Source organism: Cryomorphaceae bacterium 1068 (assembly GCA_027214385.1).
In the GTDB taxonomy this organism is placed as follows: Bacteria; Bacteroidota; Bacteroidia; order Flavobacteriales_D; family Cryomorphaceae; genus JAKVAV01.
The window spans coordinates 106,222-127,117 of the sequence record JAPVXR010000001.1; the positions used below are offsets into that span (position 1 = coordinate 106,222).

The window sequence follows — 20,896 nt, forward strand, 5'->3', positions numbered from 1 at the left end:
TGACTTCTAATATATCATTCCGTTGTCTTTTCTTTGACACTTCATTTTGGTTTTTTTACTTCAGTAAAAACTAGATTTTGAATGGAATGAAAAATAATTTAAACGAAACCATATATCAAGCAGGTGGTGTAAGAAGTGCTATTTGGTTTCAGATCATCTTCGCTATTAAAGCTTTATTTTCTTCCCATGAGTTAGCCTTTCAACTTGCAAAACGTGACATACAAGCTACATATAGGCAGAGTTTTCTGGGCATACTTTGGGCCTTTATTATCCCTTTAATGACTACTCTGGTGTGGTTGATTTTAAACGGTTCCGGATTTATAAATACGCAATCTACAGGTATTTCATATCCGGCTTACCTTCTTTCGGGTACCATGATATGGGCCATATTTGCTGATAGCTTTAATGCCCCATTGGATAAGACAATACTCAACAAAGCTATTATTACAAAAGTGAATTTCCCAAGAGAGGGAATAATCTTAAGCGGCGTGTATCACTCTTTTTTTAATGGGCTAATCAAACTTGTTATTCTCATTCCTGCTCTTTTGTTTTTAGATATTTCGCCTAGTGCAAGTTTATTGTTGGTCCCCATTGGATTGTTCTGTTTGGTTTTGACAGGCACTGCACTCGGCATGATCATAACACCAATAGGTGTTTTATACAGCGATATTGGAAAGGCGCTTCCACTATTACTTCAATTTCTTATGTATTCGGTTCCTGTGGTTTATGTCTATCCCACAAAAGGAGTGCTGTCTAGAATTGTTGACTTGAACCCATTAACGCCATTGATAGTACAGACAAGATATTGGCTGACAGGTCAGAGCCTGAGTATTGACTCAAGTTTCTTAGTTTCTGTTTTACTTGGTTTTTCAATTCTCATTTTAGGCCTTGTAGCTTTTCGTATAGCTTTGCCCAAACTTATCGAACGTATCGGCTCTTAGTTAAATGGAGGAATTAGTCAGAGTAGAAGGGGTATCTAAAAAATTCTGTAGAGATTTAAAAACCAGTCTTTGGTACGGGGTGAAAGATATTTCTTCAGAATTAGTTGGAATAAAGGGGAAACATCATGAGCATTTACGAAAGCATGAGTTTTGGGCTGTTGACAATGTGAGTTTCAGCCTGAATAGAGGAGATTGTCTCGGATTAATTGGGCACAATGGCGCAGGTAAAAGCACCCTGCTCAAAATGTTAAATGGTCTGATAACTCCTGACAAAGGTTTAATCAAAATTAGAGGCAGAGTTGCCGCCATCATTGAGTTAGGGGCAGGGTTTAACCCAATTCTTACCGGCAGAGAGAATATCTACAATAACGGTGTCGTTTTGGGAATTCGGAAAAGAGAGATCGATGATGCCCTTGATGCCATTATTGAGTTTTCAGGACTAAAGGATTTTATTGACACGCCCGTGCAATATTATAGTTCGGGAATGAAGGTTAGGCTAGGTTTTTCAGTGGCTGTTCACCTTAAACCAGATGTACTGATTTTGGACGAAGTACTGGCGGTAGGTGATGCTGGCTTCAGAATAAAATCCTTTAACAAGATTAGTGAAATGATGCGAAATGCCGCAGTTATATTCGTAAGCCATTCAATGCCTTCTGTTGCGCGAATTTGTAATCACGGTTCTTACATGAGTCATGGTATTCAAAAGTACCAGGGAAACAGTGTTCAAACTGCAATCGGTCAATATTTCGCAGATTTTGAGGGAGAAAAAGCCATTGTAGAATATGACAGCGGAGCAACAATTGATAAAGTGTTTTTAAATGGTGGTGAATCAAAGGCACAAGTAAGATATGGGGAAGACTTAAAAATTGATTTAGAAATTAACCTTAAGCAGAGCGCAGATAATTTTTATGTCATGGTTCAAATTACCGATAAGGACATGAAAATTGTAGGTCAATATTTTAGCAATCTGTTCCATGATAATTTTGAGCCCTTAGAAAAAAGCCAAATAACTTTTGAGCTGAAGGATATTAACTTTATAGATGGAGATTATGCCATTACCTATTTCATTGCAGAGGAAAAGGAGAATGGGAACTACGAGTTTTTAGCCACTTATCGCTATTTATCTACATTCCGCATGATGGGTCTGAGTGATACACTATTTGCGAGTGTGCATCTTTTTGGCAAGGTTTATCAGAATGGGAAAATTTTGATTGAGAAAAATCAAAGGAGAAATGAAAAAGGTCTTAATAACGGGGGCTGACGGCTTCATTGGCAGCCATTTGGTAGAGATGCTGCTGGAACTTGGTTTTGATGTCAGGGCTTTTGTCTACTACAATTCATTCAATAGCTGGGGGTGGCTGGACACCCTGCCCAAAGAGAAACTAGAACAAATCGAAATCTTTTCGGGCGATATCAGAGACCCCAACGGGGTAAGAACCGCTATGGAAGGAGTGGACATTGTCTATCATCTCGCCGCTTTAATCGCCATTCCCTTTAGTTATCACTCACCCGATTCTTATATTGATACCAACGTGAAAGGAACCCTCAATATTCTGCAGGCGGCCAGGGATTATAATGTCGAAAGAGTTTTGATTACTTCCACTTCAGAAGTCTACGGCACCGCGCAATTTGTACCAATTACAGAGGAGCATCCCAAGCAGGCGCAATCGCCTTATTCCGCTTCGAAGATTGGTGCGGATGCCATAGCCGATTCATTTTGCCGAAGTTTTAACCTCCCCATTACCGTCGTTAGGCCCTTCAATACGTATGGGCCAAGACAGTCAGCCAGAGCAGTGATTCCAACCATAATAACCCAATTGCTCAATCAAGCGTCGGAGGTGAAATTAGGAGATATCACTCCAACCAGAGATTTACTTTTTGTTAAGGATACCGCAAGTGCTTTTCTTGCAATTGCTGAATGCGCGGATCTAATTGGACAGGAAGTCAATATTGCCACCGAATCTGAAATTAGCATTGGCGATTTGGCGCAAATCCTAATTAATTTGATAAATCCATCTGCAAGCATTGTATCCGATGCTCAAAGAATCCGACCCGAGAAATCTGAAGTCTTCAGATTGTTTGGAAGTAGGCAAAAACTTACGGAACTCACAGGGTGGCAACCGCAATACACATTGGAAAAAGGACTTCAAGAAACCATCGAATGGTTCAGCAATAGCCGTAATTTGACAAAATACAAGGCAGACATCTACAATGTTTAAGGAGATTACGGACTTCATCAGGGCACATTATGGTCATGTGGAGGGATTTATCCCGCTCCATGAGCCAAGATTTTTGGGCAATGAGAAGAAATACCTCAATGATGTCATTGACTCCACTTTTGTTTCATCGGTTGGGCAGTACGTGAACCGTTTTGAGCAAATGATCTGCGATATTACAGGTGCCAAGTATGCCGTGGCCACCATGAATGGTACGGCAGCCCTTCATGTTGCGCTAATTTTGGCAGGAGTGACGCGAGATGATGAGGTCATTACTCAACCGCTTTCATTCATTGCTACCGCCAATGCGATAAGCTATACGGGTGCTCGAATGGTTTTTGTTGACGTGGACCGCGATACCTTGGGCTTGTCGCCCGAGCATCTCGAGTATTTTTTAAAGAACAATACCACGGTCAATTCAGATGGAGACTGCATCAATTCAAGCACTGGCAAACGAATTGCTGCAGTAGTTCCTATGCATACTTTCGGATTTCCATGCAGAATTGAGGAAATCGTATCTGTTTGTTCTGAATATCAGGTATCCGTTGTAGAAGATGCAGCTGAATCATTGGGAAGTACTTACAATGACCGGCATACCGGTACCTTCGGACTCGCGGGTACTTTTAGTTTTAATGGCAATAAATTGGTCACTAGTGGCGGTGGCGGATGCGTCCTAACCAATGATGAAAAATTAGCCCGACTTGCAAAGCACATCACAACGACCGCCAAGACCCCCCATCGTTGGGAGTACATGCATGATATGGTCGGATACAATTACCGGCTCACGAACCTGAGTGCTGCCTTGGCATGCGCGCAATTGGAACAGCTTGGTACTTTTATAGCAAACAAAAGAGAAACCGCCTTGAGCTACCGATCTTTTTTATCTGACAAATTCCCGACGGTAAATGAATTACCCGAGGCACATGCAAACTACTGGCTCAATGCCATCATAATGAGAGACAAGTCGGAGCGAGATGCCTTTCTTAAATTTTCCAATGATCAAAATATTGGATGCAGGCCTATATGGCAGTTGCTGAACAGAGCCCCTATGTTTCAAAATATGCAATCGGCTGATCTTTCAAACGCAGAATGGCTCGAAGAGAGAGTTGTAAATTTACCGAGCAGTGTCACGGAAAGGTAAACTCTACATATTTGGATACTCAGGACATGCCTACGTCGTGCTCGATACAGCTCTGGCTCTTAAACTTTCCCCGGAAGGATATTTTGAGCAAGTAGAAAAGAAGAAGAATCCATACGCCTTAAAATATATGGGGCAGGAAACGCAATTTGATTTTACCCGGTTGGACGATCACGATGTCTTCTTTCCAGCTCTTGGAAAGTCTGAATTGAGAAAGAGATTGGTGGAAATAGCGGAGGATAAGAATTTATCGCTTAGCACTTTGCTACATCCCGCAGCGATTATCTCATCAAACTCACTTATTAAGTATGGGACACTTGTTGCCCCTGGTGCAATTGTTAATAGTGGAGTACACATTGGGAAGGGATGTATTATAAATACAGGTGCCATAGTCGAACATGAATGTTCTATTGGCGATTATTCTCATATAGCTCCGGGCGCTGTGCTCGCTGGAAATGTTACTACTGGTAAGGAGTGTTTTATAGGGATGAATTCGAGTATAAAGGAAGGAGTACAAATTGGTGATCGAGTTATAGTAGGTGCAGGGGCAGTTGTTTTAAAAGATATACCTTCAGATGAAACATGGGTAGGAAATCCTGCTTACAGGTTTAGATAATGATAGAAAAAGTATTGATTATTGCGGAAGCTGGTGTAAATCATAATGGTGATTTAGAAAAAGCCAAAATGCTTATTGATGCTGCTGCTGAAGCTCGCGCTGACTTTGTGAAATTTCAAACATTTAGTGCAGAAAGAATTGTCAGCGGAGGTGCTAAAAAAGCAACTTATCAAAAGAATAATCTGGGTGGTAATGATGAGAATCAATTTAATATGCTCAAGAAGTTAGAGCTGAGACCGGAGTACCACCAAATATTGATTGATTATTGCGTATCCCGCGGAATTAAATTCCTGTCCACTGGTTTTGACGAAAAGAGTATTGATTTTCTAGATAAACTTTTCACTCCACTGTTTAAAATCCCATCTGGGGAGATTACCAATAAACCTTACCTTGAACATATAGCATCGAAAGGCAAACCGGTGATATTGTCAACTGGTATGACCAAATTGCTGGAAATTGAGGATGCTTTGAAGATATTGACCGAAAAGGGTTTGGTAAAAGATCAGATTACAGTATTGCATTGCAATACAGAGTATCCGACTCCGATGAGCGACGTGAACCTTAAGGCTATGTTGCAAATCAAAGATGAGTTAGGAGTGCAAGTCGGATACTCGGATCACACCTTAGGTATTGAAGTACCCATTGCTGCAGTAGCTTTGGGTGCGAAAGTGATCGAAAAGCATTTTACGCTTGATCGCAGGATGCCTGGTCCAGACCATGCCGCGTCTCTCGAACCACACGAACTTAAAGCCATGGTAGCAGCCATTAGGAATATTGAAGCGGCGCTTTCAGGGGATGGAAAAAAGAAGCCTAGTCCTTCTGAACAAAAGAATATTACAGTTGTCCGGAAAAGCATTCATCTTAATAAATCAATACATAAGGGCCATATTATTCATGAAGACGATTTAATAATGCTTCGACCTGGTGATGGTATATCTCCTATGAAAATTGATGCTGTGATTGGTAAGAGCGCTTCTTCTGATTTAAATAAATTTGACAAGCTCTCACTGGAAGATCTTTCATAAAAGGCAAATTGGATAGATGACAAATAACAAGCGGAAGATATGTGTAGTAACCGGAACACGCGCCGAATACGGACTTTTGTATTGGCTAATGAAGTATTTGAATGATGCACCTGATGTGCACTTTCAATTGGTGGTTACAGGGATGCATCTTTCTGCTGAATTTGGGTTAACCTATCAGCAAATTGAAAAAGACGGGTTTCGTATAGATAAGAAGGTGGAGATTCTGCTTTCCTCTGATTCAACGATTGGGATTTCGAAATCAATGGGCCTTGCCATGATTTCAATGTCTGAGGCATTTCAGGAACTTCAACCTAATCTTGTAGTAGTACTTGGTGACCGTTTTGAAATGTTTGCTTGTGCATCAGTAGCAATGATTTGCAGAATTCCAATTGCACATATACATGGAGGTGAAGCAACAGAAGGATTGATAGATGAGCCTATTAGACATTCTATTACCAAGATGTCTCAGCTCCATTTTACTGCGACAGACGCCTATCGCAAGCGAGTGATCCAGCTTGGAGAACATCCTAATAGAGTATTTAACTTTGGCTCACCGGGTATTGACAATGTATTCAAGCTTCCGCTTTTAACCAAAGCTGAATTAGAAGCTTCATTGAATTTCAATCTGGATCATCCTACCGCTTTGCTCACTTTTCATCCCGTAACTCTTGAAATAGGAACTTCAGCGGTACAGTTTGAGCAATTATTACAAGCGTTAGATACCTTCAAGGATCTAAAAATAATTTTCACAAATCCAAACTCGGATACCGATGGACGAGTGATTATCAAGATGATTGATGATTACGTTAGAAGAAATCCTGAGAAGGCCTGTTCATTTATTTCGCTGGGTCAGTTGCGGTACCTTTCGGCCTTAAAGTATGTGAGCTTTGTAATTGGTAATTCTTCCAGTGGTTTGATAGAAGTACCTTCATTTGGCATACCTACGATAGATATTGGAGATAGACAAAAAGGAAGAATAAGAGCTGAATCTGTGATTCATTGTGAGCCTCTCTTGGAAGACTTGATTCAGTCCATTAAAAAGGCATCAAGTTCTGAATTTAAGGAAGTAGCAAATAGAGCTATCAATCCATACGGAGGTGCTGGTGCTTCGTCAAAAATTGCGGACGCTTTGAAAAGTGTTGATTTGACCGATATTCTGAAAAAATCATTTCACGACTTATGAGAATAGTGTTAATTGGGAATGTGATTTTCTCAGAGAGAATGCTCAATGTCCTGATTGAAATGGACGAAGCTAAAGTTGTTGGAATAGTCACAAAACAATTTTCTAAATTCAACAGTGATCACCGTAACCTAGCTCCCATCGCTGAAAACTTCAATATACCATATAAATATGTGAGGGATATTAATGCTGAACATAATTATGGGTGGATTGAATCAATGAAGCCTGATATAATTTTTTGCATGGGATGGTCGTCACTTTTAGGTAAAGAAGTTTTGGGCATTCCACCAAAAGGAGTGATCGGATTTCATCCATCGGCTTTACCAAGTAATAAAGGCAGACATCCCATTATTTGGGCACTTGTGCTTGGGCTTGAAAAGACAGCATCATCTTTTTTTAAGATGGTAGAGAAAGCAGATGCCGGTGACATAATAAGTCAAAATGAAATTCCAATTGATTTTGACGACAACGCATCATCGCTTTATGATAAAATAATCCTGTCGGCTGAAAGTCAAATTAAAGAGATTGTCGAAAATTTGGGGAATGAGTCCTCGGAACCGGGTATCAAGAGAAATGAAGAAGGGAACGAGTGGAGAAAGAGGTCGCGAAAAGATGGGCTCATTGATTTTAGAATGGCATCCTTGTCTATTTACAACTTAGTCAGGGCATTGGCACTACCTTATCCCAATGCTGAAGTAATTTTCAATGAAATGAGCTTTAAAGTAAATGCTGTTCGGATTGGCCATAACCATGAGACTAACATAGAGCCGGGAAAAGTGCTACAGATAGACGAAAATGCGATAGAAGTGAAAACGGGTGATGGTTCAGTCTGGTTGACAGATCATAACATTTATCCTTTACCTAAAACTGGCTTATATTTCTGAAATGAATAAAGTAATTGTTATATCGGCACATCCTGATGATGAAACGCTTGGCGTTGGGGGAACCTTGCTTAAACATGCACGAAAGGACGATAAAATAACTTGGCTGATTGCAACCCGAATATTTGAAAGTCAAGGATTCACAAAGGATAGAATTGATTCGAGAGAAGCTGAGATCAAGCGGGTTTCTGAATTATTTGGATTTAACAAAGTCTATCAATTAGATTATCCAACAATGACATTGACGAGTTCCAGTCTACCGGATTTGGTGCCTGAAATTTCTGATATTTTCCATTTAGAAAAGCCGGAAATTATCTATTGTATAAATCGGTCTGATGCACACTCTGATCACAGACTCTTATTCGAGGCTGTGATGGCTTGCACCAAATCATTTCGATATCCTTTTATAAAAAAGGTATTGCTGTATGAGTGTATTTCTGAAACTGAATTTGCCCCTGCCTTGCACGAAAAGGTTTTCATACCAAACTATTTCGTAGATATCAGCGATCATTTGGATAAAAAACTAGAAATAATGAAAGTTTATGGATCAGAATTAGGACAGCATCCTTTTCCAAGATCCCTAGACCACATCAAAGCATTGGCAATTCACAGAGGGGCAATTGCCGGGGTTCAATATGCTGAGGCTTTTCAATTGATCAAATTTATCGATAAATGATTCCTTATCAAAAGCATCTGGTCAGAGAAGACTTTACTGTTAAAGACGTTTTAAAGGTATTAGATGAGCTTGCTGCAGATGCCATAGTGTTTCTGGTGGATGAAGATGATAGATTAATCGGTTCCATTACTGATGGCGACTTTCGTAGAGGTTTTATTCGCGGACTGGGGTTTGAAAACCCATTGAGTGATTTTATTCAGCCCGACCCAAAGTTTATACAAAAGGCCAACTTTGAATTAAGTGAGATCATTGCTTTCAGAGAGAAGAACTTCAAAATTCTTCCTATTGTCGATAAAGATCATCGTATTGTGAATGTTGTAAACTTCCGTTCTCAAAAGTCATACTTACCTGTAGATGCATTGATTATGGCAGGAGGTCGTGGGGCTCGATTGAAACCCCTCACTGATCACACACCGAAGCCCATGCTGAAGGTAGGAGATAAGCCCATTCTTGAGCGCAATATTGATCGATTGAAAAATTATGGCATTGATGATATATGGATTTCCGTGCGCTATTTAGGCGATCAGATCAAATCGTATTTTGGCGATGGTTCCGAACGCTCTTTAAGTATTCAATACGCTGAAGAGACAGAAGCACTCGGAACGGCTGGTGCATTGGCACTGATGGATAATGTAGAGCACGACACGGTGCTTTTAATGAACTCAGATTTGCTGACCAATATTGATTTTGAAGCATTTTACCTGTTCTATCGAGAAACCAAAGCTGATCTTGCCGTTGCCTGTATTCCATACCACGTAAACGTACCCTATGCAGTGATGGAAACGGATGGGAATAAAGTAACCGGGTTTAAAGAAAAACCCACATACACCCATTTCAGCAATGCAGGAATTTATTTGTTGAACAAGGAAGTAGTAGAGGGCATACCACGTAACAAAGCATTAAATGCTACGGATTTGATGGAAGAGCTAATAAGGGAAGGTAAATCCGTGGTTAGTTACCCACATGCAGGTTATTGGCTTGATATCGGCAAGCATGAAGACTATTTGAAAGCCTCAGAAGACATTAAGAGATTAAAGCTATGACGTTCTTGGTCATCATACCCGCAAGAGCGGGCTCCAAAGGATTGCCTGGGAAGAATATAAAGCCCTTAAACGGCAAGTCATTGATCGCCTATACCATTGAAGCAGCGCTTGAGGTATTTCCTCAGGAATCGGTTTGTGTTTCTACTGACAGTGAGGAAATTGCCGCTTGTGCCCGAATCTTCGGAGCCGTGACACCTTTTTTTAGACCAAAAGATTTAGCTACAGATACTGCATCTACCGAACAAGTGCTCATTCATGCGATTGATTTCTTCCAATCCCAGGGCTCTGAGTTTAAAACAGTCATCCTTCTTCAGCCAACAAGTCCTTTTCGAAGAACTGAGGACATTAAAAAAGCAATAGAATTATTTGATGATAGCTTGGATATGGTGGTTTCTGTTTGTGAAACGAAATCCAATCCTTACTACGTGCTCTTCGAAGAAAACGAAGAGGGGTTTCTTGAAAAATCCAAAACGGGAAAATTCACCCGTCGCCAAGATTGCCCCAAGGTTTATGAATTTAATGGATCGATATACGTTATCAACGTGAAAAGCTTGAGGGAAAAAGGAATGGCACAATTCAACAAAATCAAAAAATTGGAGATGCCAAAAATATACTCTGTTGATATTGATGATGAAGTGGATTGGAATTATGCCGAGTTCTTAGTCAAGAAACTTCAAATAGATCAAAACTTATGAGGCACGTGTTTTATTTGCACAGCCATATAACGGCAATTGTTTGCCAAGGTGTCATAGATCATTTAAATCTGTCCGAACAACAAGTGCAATTGATCCTTCAGTCAAATTATGCGAATCAGCTCCCTTCTTTTTTTGATAAGTATGTAAAGAAGATATGCGGGGTACTTGTACATAAGAAATCAAAGACAGCTCGAATTGGAAGAAAGGTCAGGCCACTTTTAGAAAGTTTTTATCTCGACAGGCAAGCAAGAAAAATCACTCCGGTTGAAGATTATACCCTGTATTTGCCACAAGATAAGATAAGTCTGTTTCGGTATTTAATATTCCAACCCTATTGCGTTAAGTATTATTACATAGAGGAGGGCTTGTCCTGCTACGACAGTTCAAATTTTGGTGAACCAAAGGTGTTTCATCCCAAAAATGTTTTCACAAAAAATCTGCTTCCGCTAGGAGGAATGTATAAAGGGCAATATCTCTATAACCGCTTCCCAGGTAATACCGGAGCATATGCATTAGGGAAAGAGGCATTTCCTAATGAAATGAATGTATGCCCTATCACTGTGGAAATTCCGGAGAATTATAAAGTTCAACTGGAGGCCGGTAATTTGTTCATTTTTGGAGCTTTGATGAGATACGGGATGATACCTAAGAGTATGGGTGATAAATATTTTCAATGCGTTCTCTCAGTTCTTAAGAAGAAATCATTCTATGTTAAGTTTCATCCAAATCAGGAGGAAGAGGAGATTAAAGAAATTAAGTACCTTATGAAAATGGAAGGTATTCGATATCAGGAAATTCCAACTGATTGTGTTCTGGAATATGAATTAATGTCCAAAAGAATAAGTGTTTATGGCTTTGTGAGTTCTTTGCTGTTCTACAATCAAATATTGGGTAGCGGAGAATCATTCTCAGCAATGAATTCAGTATATGGGCTTTTAACACCTGAGAGCCAAAGAATAGTCGGAAGAACAAAGGAAATATTTCTGAGAACCAGTGTAGAACTACTCTAGGTATGCTAATTATTTTGTCGATATTTTAAGAAGATGATAAATTGCTTTACTATGTCTACTCAAGTCCAAATTATTTTCAGTCTTTCATCTAAGCAGCAACTATGCCCTGTTATAGAGAGATCGAATAAGCAGAGTTAGTGATAAAATATCGATGTACTTTCTTCTAATATTGATAGGCAGTTTTGTCAAGAGAAATGTTTCTTTGGATCAATCTTCAACTGTGATTTCTTTATGTAGATACCTCCACTCATGATTCGGCCCATCTTAAAGTTTTTTCTTTTATTGGCATTAAGTTTCTGATCAAGATGAATTATCTCGGTTAGCCACTGTTGATGCTCAGGACAATGATTATTTTGATAAAAAAGTTTGTGCGCCCATTTTTAAGAGGATTTCTTTCGAGGACAAGGGGCCTGATGAGGTATCAATCATTTTACCAAACGTTGTTTGATATCGCTATTCGTGGGATGAATTTCGGTAGTGGAGATTATAGAACAAGTGGAGAGCTTGAGCTATTAAAAGTATTGAGATCTAGGCTCTCTTCCCAAAACGATAATGTAATATTCGATGTTGGCTCCAATGTAGGTTCATATGCCCTGGAAATACATAACTCCTTTGAAGGATTTGAGCACAAGATTCACTGCTTTGAACCTGCTGGTCGGACTTTTTTGGCCTTAGAAAAGAATTTGGGACAAGGAAGCGAATATGTGCTTAATAATTTTGGGTTCAGCGATAAAGCGACTATTTCGAAGCTATATTCCTATGCAGGCAATTCAGTTCTTGCTTCTCTTTATGAGCGAGATTTGAAAGCACATAACTATGAGGTTGAGAGCACTGAAGATATTTCTTTGGACACCATCGATGCATACTCTTTCAGACATGAAATATCATTTATTTTCTTTCTCAAAATAGATGTTGAGGGCAACGAATACCAAGTTCTAAACGGTGCCTCGAGAATGTTGTCTGAAAAAAGAATAAAGGTTATTCAATTTGAATTTGGTGAAGCTAATGTTGATTCCAGAATTTATATGCGGGACTTTTTCGAGCTTTTAAGTAATTATGAAGTTTTCAGGGTAGTATTAAACGGATTAGTACCCTTAAAATCATATAATGAGTCTCTTGAGATTTTTAAAACAGCAAACTACGTCGCATTCTTAAAATAGACTGTATTTCGCCACGCACAGAATATTTCGATTTAGAGCATGGTATATTTAAGAGGCAATAGTTGGAAAATCAGATGATAGGTAAGATTATAGTCACGGGTGGAGCAGGTTTTATAGGTTCACATATATGTGCAGAGCTACTTAGCAAGGGTTTTAAGCCTGTAGTAATTGATGATTTGAGGAGTAGTTCGAAAAAGAATATTCAAGTTCTTTTGAATCAATTTGGTGACAACATTTCTTTCTACGAATGTTCTTGTCAAAATCGAGGTGCATTGGAAGCCATGATGGCAATTGAGAAACATATTGATGGTATTATTCATCTTGCAGCACTCAAATCAATTCCTGAATCACAACTTGAGCCAACGCGGTATTATGAAAACAATTTAGGATCGTTGAACTCCATTATTGATTTTGCAATGGATTATGGGATAGAACGTTTTATTTTCTCTTCCTCTTGCGCTGTATATGGGTCTTCAATTAATGGGGAGGTAAACGAGAATACAGTCTGTACAGACTTGTTAAATCCCTATGCGCTGACAAAGTCAATAGGTGAAACAATCCTTAGGCTTGCAGCTAAATCAGGGAGGCGGTTAAGCGCTATTTCTTTGAGATACTTTAATCCCATTGGTTGCCATCCTATGGTTATGATTGGTGAAGAGATTTCGGCTCAATCATTAAATTTGGTGCCAATGATGCTTAAAACAGCCCTGGGCAATAATACTCAATTAGAAGTCTTTGGTTATGATTTAAATACTCCCGACGGATCATGTGTCAGAGACTTTATACACGTTTGTGATGTGGCTAGTGCTCATGTTCATGCACTTCATCATTCCACAGTCTCTGGATATGAAACGTATAATATTGGGACGGGAAGAGGAACTTCTGTTTTTGAAATGATACAAAAGTTTGAAAGCATCACGGGAAAATCCTTACCTCTGAGAAAAACCAAAGCCAGAGAGCTTGAAATTCTTGAGATATATGCAAATGTGAACAAAGCTTCGACCGTTTTGGACTGGGAAGCTCAATATTCTGTTGATGAAGCATTAAAGCACGTTTGGACTCGTGAAACAGGTGGAGTGAAGGCATGAATCGACTTCAGAGTATTGCGTTAATCATTCCGTATTTTGGTGTTTTCCCTGAATGGGCTCATTTATTTTTCGAAACAGTTCGAAGAAATTCTACAATTGATTTTCATATTTTCACCGATATAGCTCCTAGCTACAACTTACCCCCTAATGTATACGTGCATCACATGTCTTTTAGTGACTATATAGCACATGCAAACAAATTTGTGGACTTTGATTTTTCTCCTCCCAATGCTTACAAATTATGCGATTTGCGTCCGCTTTTCGGGGTTATTCACCTCGAAACGATTAGGGAATACGACTTTTATGGGTGGACTGACATGGACATTCTTTTCGGAGACATCAGGAGTTTTTACACCGAAGATATTCTGAACCGATACGAAATCCTTTCAACGCATGCTCATAGGATTTCGGGACATATGGCTTTATTCAAAAACATAAAAAAGCATCGTGAAAAATATTTGAAAATTTACCAATGGAAAGAGGCCCTTCAAAATCAGGAGTTTGTCGGAATTGATGAACATGGCATTACAAACGCCTATTTGTATTCTTTCTGGGAGAAGGCATATTATAAATTTGGATTGCGTACCCCTAAGAAACTGCGGAACGCGATTAAGCAGATTAAATCCAAGAAAATGTATCTCAAGGAGCAATTTACAACCCCTTTCTTGCCAAGGCCATGGCTAGATGGCACCATAAACTCCAGTCAACCCGATACCTGGTACTACGTGGATGGACAAATTTCAAATTCCAGAGATGGCAATCGAAATTTTATTTATTTGCATTTGATGAACTTTAAATCTAATAAATGGCGTCATGATGGAACTCCTGCTCCGTGGGCGAAACTGGATAAAATAGCGTGTGCTGAGGTGAAGGATATGATAACGGGCATTCAAATCGATAAAAACGGGATAAATCCGATTGTATGAGAAAGCTCAGGATTCTTCAAGTCATAAAGTCAATGAGCAAAGGTGGTGCTGAAAGATACGCTGCGGATTTAACAAAAGCGTTGACGGAAGCAGGCCATGAAACAAAGCTAGTTAGTTTTTCTGAGGAAAATGAGTATGTAAATTTGACGAGTGAGATTGATTTTTGCATTTGCAAATCAGTTGTACAGCCGTCGATTTCAGGTAAAAGCATAGTTCAAATTGACGAATATCGGACATTGGTAAAGAAATTTAATCCTGACGTTATTCATAGTCATCTCTTCAAATCTGAAATGATTTCAAGGGAATACATTCATCCAAATACTGTCTATATTTCGACATGTCAAAACAATATGGAGGAACTAGATACCTTCTCAATCAGCGATGCATTTAGTAAAAGAAAATTTACCAATTTGTATGAAAAGAATTGGATGCTAAAGCGCTACAAAGCATGTAACAATCATTTCATTGCAATTTCTAGACATACAGAGGCGTATTACAAAAAAGTTCTTCCCTCGTATTTGAATAACAGGATTCGCATGATCCATCATGCCATTGACTTCAGAAAATTCAATGTATACCAACACGACCGAAGCCAAGACTTGGATGAAATTAAGTTAATCTATGTGGCTCGGTTCGCCCCTTATAAAAATCATAGATTTTTAATTCATATTCTTGAAGCTCTTCAAAACAGAACAAATAAATCCGTAAAACTGGAATTTGTGGGATCAGGAGTTGAAGAAGATAATGTCAGGCATCTGGCAGAGGAGAAAGGTCTGAGTGATTCAGTAATTTTTTCAGGATTAGTAAGTGATGTAGAGATGCGTCTGAAAGAAGCGAACTTTTACATCCATCCTGCAACCTATGAACCGTTTGGCTTGGTTATAATTGAAGCTATGGCAACAGGTCTACCTGTAATTGCTCTCAATGGGAAGGGCAATAGGGACATCATCGAACATGGTGTAAATGGATATATGTTTGATGAGGAAAATGCAAAACTTTTCGCCAATCAGATTATAGAACTTTCTGAGAGTTCTGCACTGTATAAGACGATTTCTCAGAATGCAATAAACTATGCTGCCGGTTTTGACATGGTCATCCATGTACAACGTGTGTTGGATTATTATCATGAAATCATAAATGTTCGTGAAAGAAAAACTCCTCTTACTTCCTCTTCCCAATACTAGCTTTTCAAAAGGGGAAAGAGCAACTGACTACTGTTCTGATACAGTTGTTGTTCCCGGTGTAGACATTGATTTTAGTCAAAATATAAGATACCACCTAGACCTTACTGAGACCATCATAGACTATCAAAATGGTCTTTACGGAGATTTTGATGAAAAGGGAGTTCCTTATTCTTTTTTCAACGGTCAAATGGTCTATAATCCAGTTACAATACTTCAATTCGGTTTGATTTGCATTGACCTCTATATTGGGTATGATCGATCGGAGTATTTGGATCGAGCCATCAATGTTCTCGACCGTCTCGAAATTGAACGCATTGAGTATCTTTCACTTCCAAACTGGGCTTACAATAGTTACAATGAAAAATATAGTATAGAGGCACCATATTATTCCGGTATGGCTGTTGGCGAGGCAATTTCATTTTACTCCCGAATGAGTAAGATCCTCGGCAATGAATCCTTAATGAATGTAGCTTCAGGGTGTTTTGATTTTCTTAAAATACCTTTTGAAAAAGGTGGTGTTGCGAGAATTAAAGGAAAAAACTTCTATTGGATCGAAGAATACCCTACAAATGAGCCTTCTTTTGTGTTAAATGGATTTGTGTATAGCATATTCGGTATTTATGATTACTGGAAGTTCTCATCGAGCGAAGAGGCAAAATCAATGTTTGAATTAACAGTAAATACATTACTAAATTCTTTAGGAGAATACGACATTGGATACTGGTCTGTATATGACGTTTTAAAAAGAGAACTCGTTAAAAAGTACTATCAAAAAAATGTGCATGTACCCCAAATGATGGCTCTATATAATCTGACAGGAGAGCAGTCTTTTTTAGACTATGGTTTAAAATGGAAGAGACAAATCAGTACTCTGAATTTAATCCGTGTTGAGTTGATGTACCGAATCAAGCCCCGAATAGATCAACGGAGTCTATTCTTGAGGTAGTTTCTGAGCAGCCCTTTTGCAAACTGAGTATAATTCTGTTTGGCTCTGTATTCTCTATAATAGGTGTCAAAGGAGTTTTTGCGCATTTCCAACAATTCCTCGGAGGTTAACTTGCTGATATTTTGAAGGCAAAATTCAAAGCTTGCACTATCAGGCTTTGCAGGGAGAATATAACCGTTTTTTCCGTGTTCAATAATTTCTTTAACACCTCCTGTTTCAGTTCCGATACAAGGAATACCAAAGCTCATCGACTCCATCATTGAAACAGGAATTCCTTCAAAGTGAGAAACGTTTATTAGACAGACTTCTTCACGATGAGTGCTAAGGAAATTTATAATATTACTGTTTTTCATATATCCTATAAACGTCTCACGACTGCATGTTTTTTGATAATCAGGCAGCTTTTCACCATCTCCAATGTGAATCCACTTAAAACCGAGGTTTTCAATGATACCTCTGTTTTCTATCAAAAATTCGATATTCTTTACAGGAGATAGAAAACTTATACTCACCAATGTTTTAATTGAGCTTCCACTGAATTTTGTGCTCTCAGAACTTTTAACACCTATTCGAGATAGTTCAATGTTCCCACCCCACTTCTTTTCCGCATAAACTCGTGCGTGATCCGATATGGAATAAATGACATCCAGTTTTTGACAAATAAATTTTCTCAGAGGCAAGTAAGGTGGGGAATGTCTTTCTTCGTAAACGTCCCAGCTGTGTATTCTGCTTGTCTTGAATATAATTGATGCGTCTAGAGCCAATCCTAAAGCATTTTCGTCATTCCAATAAGAATAGTATATTTTTGGCTGAACTTTTAGTTTTCTCAGCGCACAATTCAATCTTTCTTGCATACATAGTCCCCTCTTAAGGAAACTTAAGAGGGTTTTTACTTTTTTGAATTGAGTCATTATTGAGATAAATTCCAATAGAATTTCCTTGTTCCTTAATATGCTGATTAGTAATCGGATAATCCCGATACTTTTTAAAGGTTCAGTAAGAATCTTAACATTTGGAGGTAGTTCGAATTCAATATTTCTCTCGGTATTAGATGGGAGAATATAAATGGTTGAAAAAAAGGGAGCTATAACGTCAATTTCATTTTTCAAAAACACCTCTGATTTCCCATATGGAAAACGAGCCGTAAGGATTAAAATGTCAATTTTTTGTTCATTCACAGCTACCTTCTCTTTGGGATGAAAATCTGCATATTTGCAACAAACTTACTACCATTTGAATCATATACTCATACTTTGTTTTGACTATCCTCCTTACAAGACAGTAGGCGCACAGAGACCTAATCATTGGAAATTATTTTTTGAAAGCCAAGGTATAGAGGTAACAGTTGTCTCAAGAAATGATTTTGACGATCATCAGGAGACATTGAAAGCCGATTCACCATCATTATTACAAGTAATTCGGAGAAAAATTCGCTCGGCTTTAAGTTTATATTTTGCATACTTCTTACCTGTGTATGATCAAAAAAGACAACTATTAAAAACTGCATTTGAAGTATGTGCTACGAACTCTCCGGACATAATAGTTGCCACAGCTGAACCTTTTATTTTGTTCAAATATGCAAATACCTTATCCAAGAAATTTGACATACCTTGGATTGCAGATTACCGTGATAATTGGTCCAATGAACCCACTCTGGATTATTCCTATTTGCATGCTTTGTTATATCGCCAGTATTTCAGTGCTATTGAAAAGCGAATGGTATCAACAGCTTCTTATATAACTACTGTCGGTATCCCAACAGCGCAAAGAATCCAACAGATTTTCCCTCAAAAAGATATCGCCTTGATACCAAATGGTCATGCCATTCCCACGAACTTTAAAAGTTCATTGGTTTCAAAGTCAAGGATCAAAATATCCTATTTTGGTAGACTTTACAAACATCGTAATCCTTCATTGTTCATATTGGGGGTAAAAAAATGGATAAGTGAAAATTCAGATTCCGACTTGAAGATATACTTTTATGGTCTTGGGGATTTTAAGGAGCAAGCAGATTATTTATTGGAACTATTTGATGGAGTTGAAGATAAAGTGGTCATAACTGAATCTCTTTCATACATGGATTTAGTTTCGGCTGCCTCCGATTCAAATGCTTTTCTAATGCTTTCCGACCGAAATTTGCCGCTGACCAATGGGAAAGTGTTTGATTATCTGGGCTTGAAACGCCCTATTCTTCTTTGCCCTAATGATCATTCGGTTTTTAATGAACTCCTGACTAACCAAAGCTGCGGATACATCGCCGATTCAGTCGAAGATGTGGTTAGAATTCTAGACGAATTTTGGGAACATATTGGGCAAGATGAATACTTTACAACTCCAGTTCTGAGGCAAGAGTATTCCAGAGATAAATCATCTGAAGAGCTTTTGAATCTGATTAAGGAGGTATGTGCGGAATCATAGGCTCAGTTAGCGGGCGGTCATTGCTCAATAAGTCAATTGTGGATACCCTTTTTCATCGTGGACCTGATTCCGGAAATCTCTGGCAAGATTCCAAGGGTAAAACAGTCTTTGGCCACCGTCGGCTTTCCATTATTGATCTGGCCGAGGCAGCAAATCAACCTTTTTTTAGCATTAGCGGTCGTTACGTAATGGTCTACAACGGCGAGGTGTACAACTACCGCGACTTGGTTTCTAAAAACAGCCTCCGCCTTAAGACTCAATCCGATACCGAAGCACTTCTCGAGTTCTTGGTGCAGGAAGGCTTTGACCAAATAACCCAACTCAACGGCATGTTTGCCTTGGCCATCTACGACAAGGAAACCGATGAAATCCACCTTTTCCGCGACCGTTTGGGCATCAAACCCCTTTATTATTACCACGACGGAAACCGATTTGCCTTTGCCAGTGAACTACCGGCACTCAAAGAACTAATTGGTGACGTGGAGATCAATCAAGACGTCATACCTCTTTTTCTCCACCGTGGATATATTCCCGAACCCTACACTTTCTACAAGAACATCTATAAATTTCCTGCTGGTGCATATGGGCTCTACAAAAACGGGAAACTCACCATTAAGAAATATTGGAGACCTGAGGACCATATTACGGAAACCGTTCTTCATTCTGAAGCTCAGGTCCTGCAGAAGGTGGAAGAATTGCTTCGTGATTCGGTTCAAATGCGGCTGATGTCTGATGTACCCTTTGGCACATTTCTTAGCGGAGGAGCAGATTCGGGATTGATCACTGCCATGGCAGCTGATCAGCTAAAAGAACCTATCCTAACCTTTAATGTGTCTTTTGAGGATGCTGCCTTTGATGAAAGTCCTTTTGCCAAAGCCATGGCCGATCACCTTGGTGCGAAATACCATCATATTCATGTTACCCGTAAAGAAGTCATGGATAATTTGGAGCAAGGGATTGATCTGTTGGGAGAGCCATTTATCGATTCTTCGGTGTTTCCGACGATGGCCGTTTCTAAGTTTGCCGCACAACACGTGAAGATGGTGCTAAGTGGGGATGGGGGAGATGAACTCTTTATGGGCTACGGTGCCTATACTTGGGCCGATAGAATGACCAAGTACTGGCCTTATCGTAAAGTATTGACTATGGCACTTCGAGCCTCGGGAAAGACTCGAAACAAAAGAGCAGCAAACGTTTTTGATGCCCCTTCCAAGGCAGAGTTATTTGCTCACATTTTTTCTCAAGAACAAAACCTCTTTTCCCGAAAAGAAATTGAGCGGATCTCAAACAAAGAGTTTATTGACCCATATAGCCCGAGTAAAAAGGCCCGAGACTTTTCCCCCGCTGAAGAACAAGCCTTTTTTGATTTGACCAATTACCTCAAGGATGATCTGCTGGTAAAGGTAGATAGAGCTTCTATGCGCTACAGTTTGGAAGCCAGAGTTCCATTTTTGGATCACCGGCTGGTAGAGCTTTCCCTGAATATTGACCCCAAGCTGAAACGCAAAAACCGAGAGTCAAAATATCTGATCAAAAAAATCATGGAACGATACTACCCCAATGAGCTGATCTACCGTCAAAAATGGGGATTTTCGATACCACTCGAAAAATGGATGAAAGAGTATCATCCATATAGGGTGTCGGCTGTGTATGAGAAGCCTTACAATGAAATAAATCGAAACTATCAATCCGGTGACGACTATCTCTACAATCGCCTTTATGCTTTAAAGGTCTTATCCCGTTATATTTGAGC

Annotated in this window: 20 protein-coding genes; 19 read left to right on the top strand and 1 reads right to left on the bottom strand. The window is 39.2% G+C overall.

The genetic code is table 11. The features are described 5' to 3' along the window. Positions 1-86: 86 nt before the first annotated feature. From O3Q51_00375 to O3Q51_00455, 17 genes are all read left to right on the top strand, one after another. Positions 87-941, top strand: coding sequence for an ABC transporter permease (locus O3Q51_00375; protein ID MCZ4407243.1), 855 nt, complete (start codon positions 87-89; stop codon positions 939-941). 4 nt (positions 942-945) lie between these two features. Next, positions 946-2,202, top strand: a complete 1,257-nt coding sequence (locus O3Q51_00380) for an ABC transporter ATP-binding protein (protein MCZ4407244.1) — start codon at positions 946-948, stop codon at positions 2,200-2,202. Beyond that, positions 2,174-3,160, top strand: coding sequence for an NAD-dependent 4,6-dehydratase LegB (locus tag O3Q51_00385; protein MCZ4407245.1), 987 nt, complete (start codon positions 2,174-2,176; stop codon positions 3,158-3,160). The genes O3Q51_00380 and O3Q51_00385 overlap by 29 nt, the downstream gene beginning before the upstream one ends. Then, entirely contained in the window at positions 3,153-4,298 is a 1,146-nt protein-coding gene (locus O3Q51_00390; protein ID MCZ4407246.1) for a LegC family aminotransferase, read from the top strand. The genes O3Q51_00385 and O3Q51_00390 overlap by 8 nt, the downstream gene beginning before the upstream one ends. Beyond that, complete coding sequence (locus O3Q51_00395) at positions 4,282-4,911, top strand: acetyltransferase (GenBank protein ID MCZ4407247.1); 630 nt, start codon at positions 4,282-4,284, stop codon at positions 4,909-4,911. Before O3Q51_00390 ends, O3Q51_00395 begins: the two co-directional genes overlap by 17 nt. Before the next feature lie 2 nt (positions 4,912-4,913). Next, positions 4,914-5,936: an N-acetylneuraminate synthase gene (gene neuB, locus O3Q51_00400; protein MCZ4407248.1), complete on the top strand. Its 1,023-nt coding sequence runs from the start codon at positions 4,914-4,916 to the stop codon at positions 5,934-5,936. Positions 5,937-5,952: 16 nt separating this feature from the next. Next, positions 5,953-7,119: a UDP-N-acetylglucosamine 2-epimerase gene (neuC, locus tag O3Q51_00405; GenBank protein MCZ4407249.1), complete on the top strand. Its 1,167-nt coding sequence runs from the start codon at positions 5,953-5,955 to the stop codon at positions 7,117-7,119. Next, entirely contained in the window at positions 7,116-8,000 is an 885-nt protein-coding gene (locus O3Q51_00410; protein MCZ4407250.1) for a formyltransferase family protein, read from the top strand. The genes neuC and O3Q51_00410 overlap by 4 nt, the downstream gene beginning before the upstream one ends. Position 8,001: 1 nt before the next feature. Continuing rightward, positions 8,002-8,673, top strand: a complete 672-nt coding sequence (locus O3Q51_00415) for a PIG-L family deacetylase (protein MCZ4407251.1) — start codon at positions 8,002-8,004, stop codon at positions 8,671-8,673. Continuing rightward, a complete protein-coding gene (locus O3Q51_00420; GenBank protein ID MCZ4407252.1) occupies positions 8,670-9,716 on the top strand; it encodes a nucleotidyltransferase family protein in 1,047 nt (348 codons plus the stop codon). The genes O3Q51_00415 and O3Q51_00420 overlap by 4 nt, the downstream gene beginning before the upstream one ends. Beyond that, on the top strand, positions 9,713-10,411 hold the full coding sequence (locus tag O3Q51_00425) for an acylneuraminate cytidylyltransferase family protein (protein MCZ4407253.1): 699 nt from the start codon (positions 9,713-9,715) through the stop codon (positions 10,409-10,411). The genes O3Q51_00420 and O3Q51_00425 overlap by 4 nt, the downstream gene beginning before the upstream one ends. Next, positions 10,408-11,421, top strand: coding sequence for a polysialyltransferase family glycosyltransferase (locus O3Q51_00430; GenBank protein ID MCZ4407254.1), 1,014 nt, complete (start codon positions 10,408-10,410; stop codon positions 11,419-11,421). The genes O3Q51_00425 and O3Q51_00430 overlap by 4 nt, the downstream gene beginning before the upstream one ends. Positions 11,422-11,753: 332 nt before the next feature. Further along, the gene (locus tag O3Q51_00435; GenBank protein MCZ4407255.1) at positions 11,754-12,581 is read left to right on the top strand and encodes an FkbM family methyltransferase; all 828 of its coding nucleotides are present in this window, start codon (positions 11,754-11,756) and stop codon (positions 12,579-12,581) included. A 74-nt stretch (positions 12,582-12,655) separates the two neighbouring features. Beyond that, the gene (gene galE, locus O3Q51_00440; protein MCZ4407256.1) at positions 12,656-13,669 is read left to right on the top strand and encodes a UDP-glucose 4-epimerase GalE; all 1,014 of its coding nucleotides are present in this window, start codon (positions 12,656-12,658) and stop codon (positions 13,667-13,669) included. Continuing rightward, positions 13,666-14,595 carry a hypothetical protein gene (locus O3Q51_00445; GenBank protein ID MCZ4407257.1) on the top strand — a complete coding sequence of 310 codons (930 nt, stop codon included), beginning with the start codon at positions 13,666-13,668 and terminating at the stop codon, positions 14,593-14,595. The genes galE and O3Q51_00445 overlap by 4 nt, the downstream gene beginning before the upstream one ends. After that, positions 14,592-15,779: a glycosyltransferase gene (locus tag O3Q51_00450; protein MCZ4407258.1), complete on the top strand. Its 1,188-nt coding sequence runs from the start codon at positions 14,592-14,594 to the stop codon at positions 15,777-15,779. The genes O3Q51_00445 and O3Q51_00450 overlap by 4 nt, the downstream gene beginning before the upstream one ends. Continuing rightward, positions 15,739-16,725, top strand: coding sequence for a D-glucuronyl C5-epimerase family protein (locus O3Q51_00455; protein MCZ4407259.1), 987 nt, complete (start codon positions 15,739-15,741; stop codon positions 16,723-16,725). The genes O3Q51_00450 and O3Q51_00455 overlap by 41 nt, the downstream gene beginning before the upstream one ends. Here the strand turns inward: O3Q51_00455 and O3Q51_00460 are convergent. After that, positions 16,701-17,834, bottom strand: coding sequence for a glycosyltransferase (locus O3Q51_00460; protein MCZ4407260.1), 1,134 nt, complete (start codon positions 17,832-17,834; stop codon positions 16,701-16,703). The genes O3Q51_00455 and O3Q51_00460 overlap by 25 nt on opposite strands. A gap of 124 nt (positions 17,835-17,958) precedes the next feature. On the opposite strand from O3Q51_00460, the gene O3Q51_00465 reads away from it, so the two are divergent. Together O3Q51_00465 and asnB are read left to right on the top strand one after the other, a co-directional pair. Then, positions 17,959-19,143: a glycosyltransferase gene (locus O3Q51_00465; GenBank protein MCZ4407261.1), complete on the top strand. Its 1,185-nt coding sequence runs from the start codon at positions 17,959-17,961 to the stop codon at positions 19,141-19,143. Beyond that, positions 19,128-20,894, top strand: a complete 1,767-nt coding sequence (gene asnB / locus O3Q51_00470) for an asparagine synthase (glutamine-hydrolyzing) (protein ID MCZ4407262.1) — start codon at positions 19,128-19,130, stop codon at positions 20,892-20,894. The genes O3Q51_00465 and asnB overlap by 16 nt, the downstream gene beginning before the upstream one ends. Positions 20,895-20,896: the final 2 nt, after the last annotated feature.

Bases quoted from the DNA above. Each gene is read 5' to 3' on its own strand.
- O3Q51_00375 (MCZ4407243.1), top strand. From the start codon at position 87: ATGAAAAATAATTTAAACGAAACCATATATCAAGCAGGTGGTGTAAGA.
- O3Q51_00380 (MCZ4407244.1), top strand. From the start codon at position 946: ATGGAGGAATTAGTCAGAGTAGAAGGGGTATCTAAAAAATTCTGTAGA.
- O3Q51_00385 (MCZ4407245.1), top strand. From the start codon at position 2,174: ATGAAAAAGGTCTTAATAACGGGGGCTGACGGCTTCATTGGCAGCCAT.
- O3Q51_00390 (MCZ4407246.1), top strand. From the start codon at position 3,153: ATGTTTAAGGAGATTACGGACTTCATCAGGGCACATTATGGTCATGTG.
- neuC (MCZ4407249.1), top strand. From the start codon at position 5,953: ATGACAAATAACAAGCGGAAGATATGTGTAGTAACCGGAACACGCGCC.
- O3Q51_00410 (MCZ4407250.1), top strand. From the start codon at position 7,116: ATGAGAATAGTGTTAATTGGGAATGTGATTTTCTCAGAGAGAATGCTC.
- O3Q51_00415 (MCZ4407251.1), top strand. From the start codon at position 8,002: ATGAATAAAGTAATTGTTATATCGGCACATCCTGATGATGAAACGCTT.
- O3Q51_00420 (MCZ4407252.1), top strand. From the start codon at position 8,670: ATGATTCCTTATCAAAAGCATCTGGTCAGAGAAGACTTTACTGTTAAA.
- O3Q51_00425 (MCZ4407253.1), top strand. From the start codon at position 9,713: ATGACGTTCTTGGTCATCATACCCGCAAGAGCGGGCTCCAAAGGATTG.
- O3Q51_00430 (MCZ4407254.1), top strand. From the start codon at position 10,408: ATGAGGCACGTGTTTTATTTGCACAGCCATATAACGGCAATTGTTTGC.
- O3Q51_00435 (MCZ4407255.1), top strand. From the start codon at position 11,754: ATGCTCAGGACAATGATTATTTTGATAAAAAAGTTTGTGCGCCCATTT.
- galE (MCZ4407256.1), top strand. From the start codon at position 12,656: ATGATAGGTAAGATTATAGTCACGGGTGGAGCAGGTTTTATAGGTTCA.
- O3Q51_00445 (MCZ4407257.1), top strand. From the start codon at position 13,666: ATGAATCGACTTCAGAGTATTGCGTTAATCATTCCGTATTTTGGTGTT.
- O3Q51_00450 (MCZ4407258.1), top strand. From the start codon at position 14,592: ATGAGAAAGCTCAGGATTCTTCAAGTCATAAAGTCAATGAGCAAAGGT.
- asnB (MCZ4407262.1), top strand. From the start codon at position 19,128: ATGTGCGGAATCATAGGCTCAGTTAGCGGGCGGTCATTGCTCAATAAG.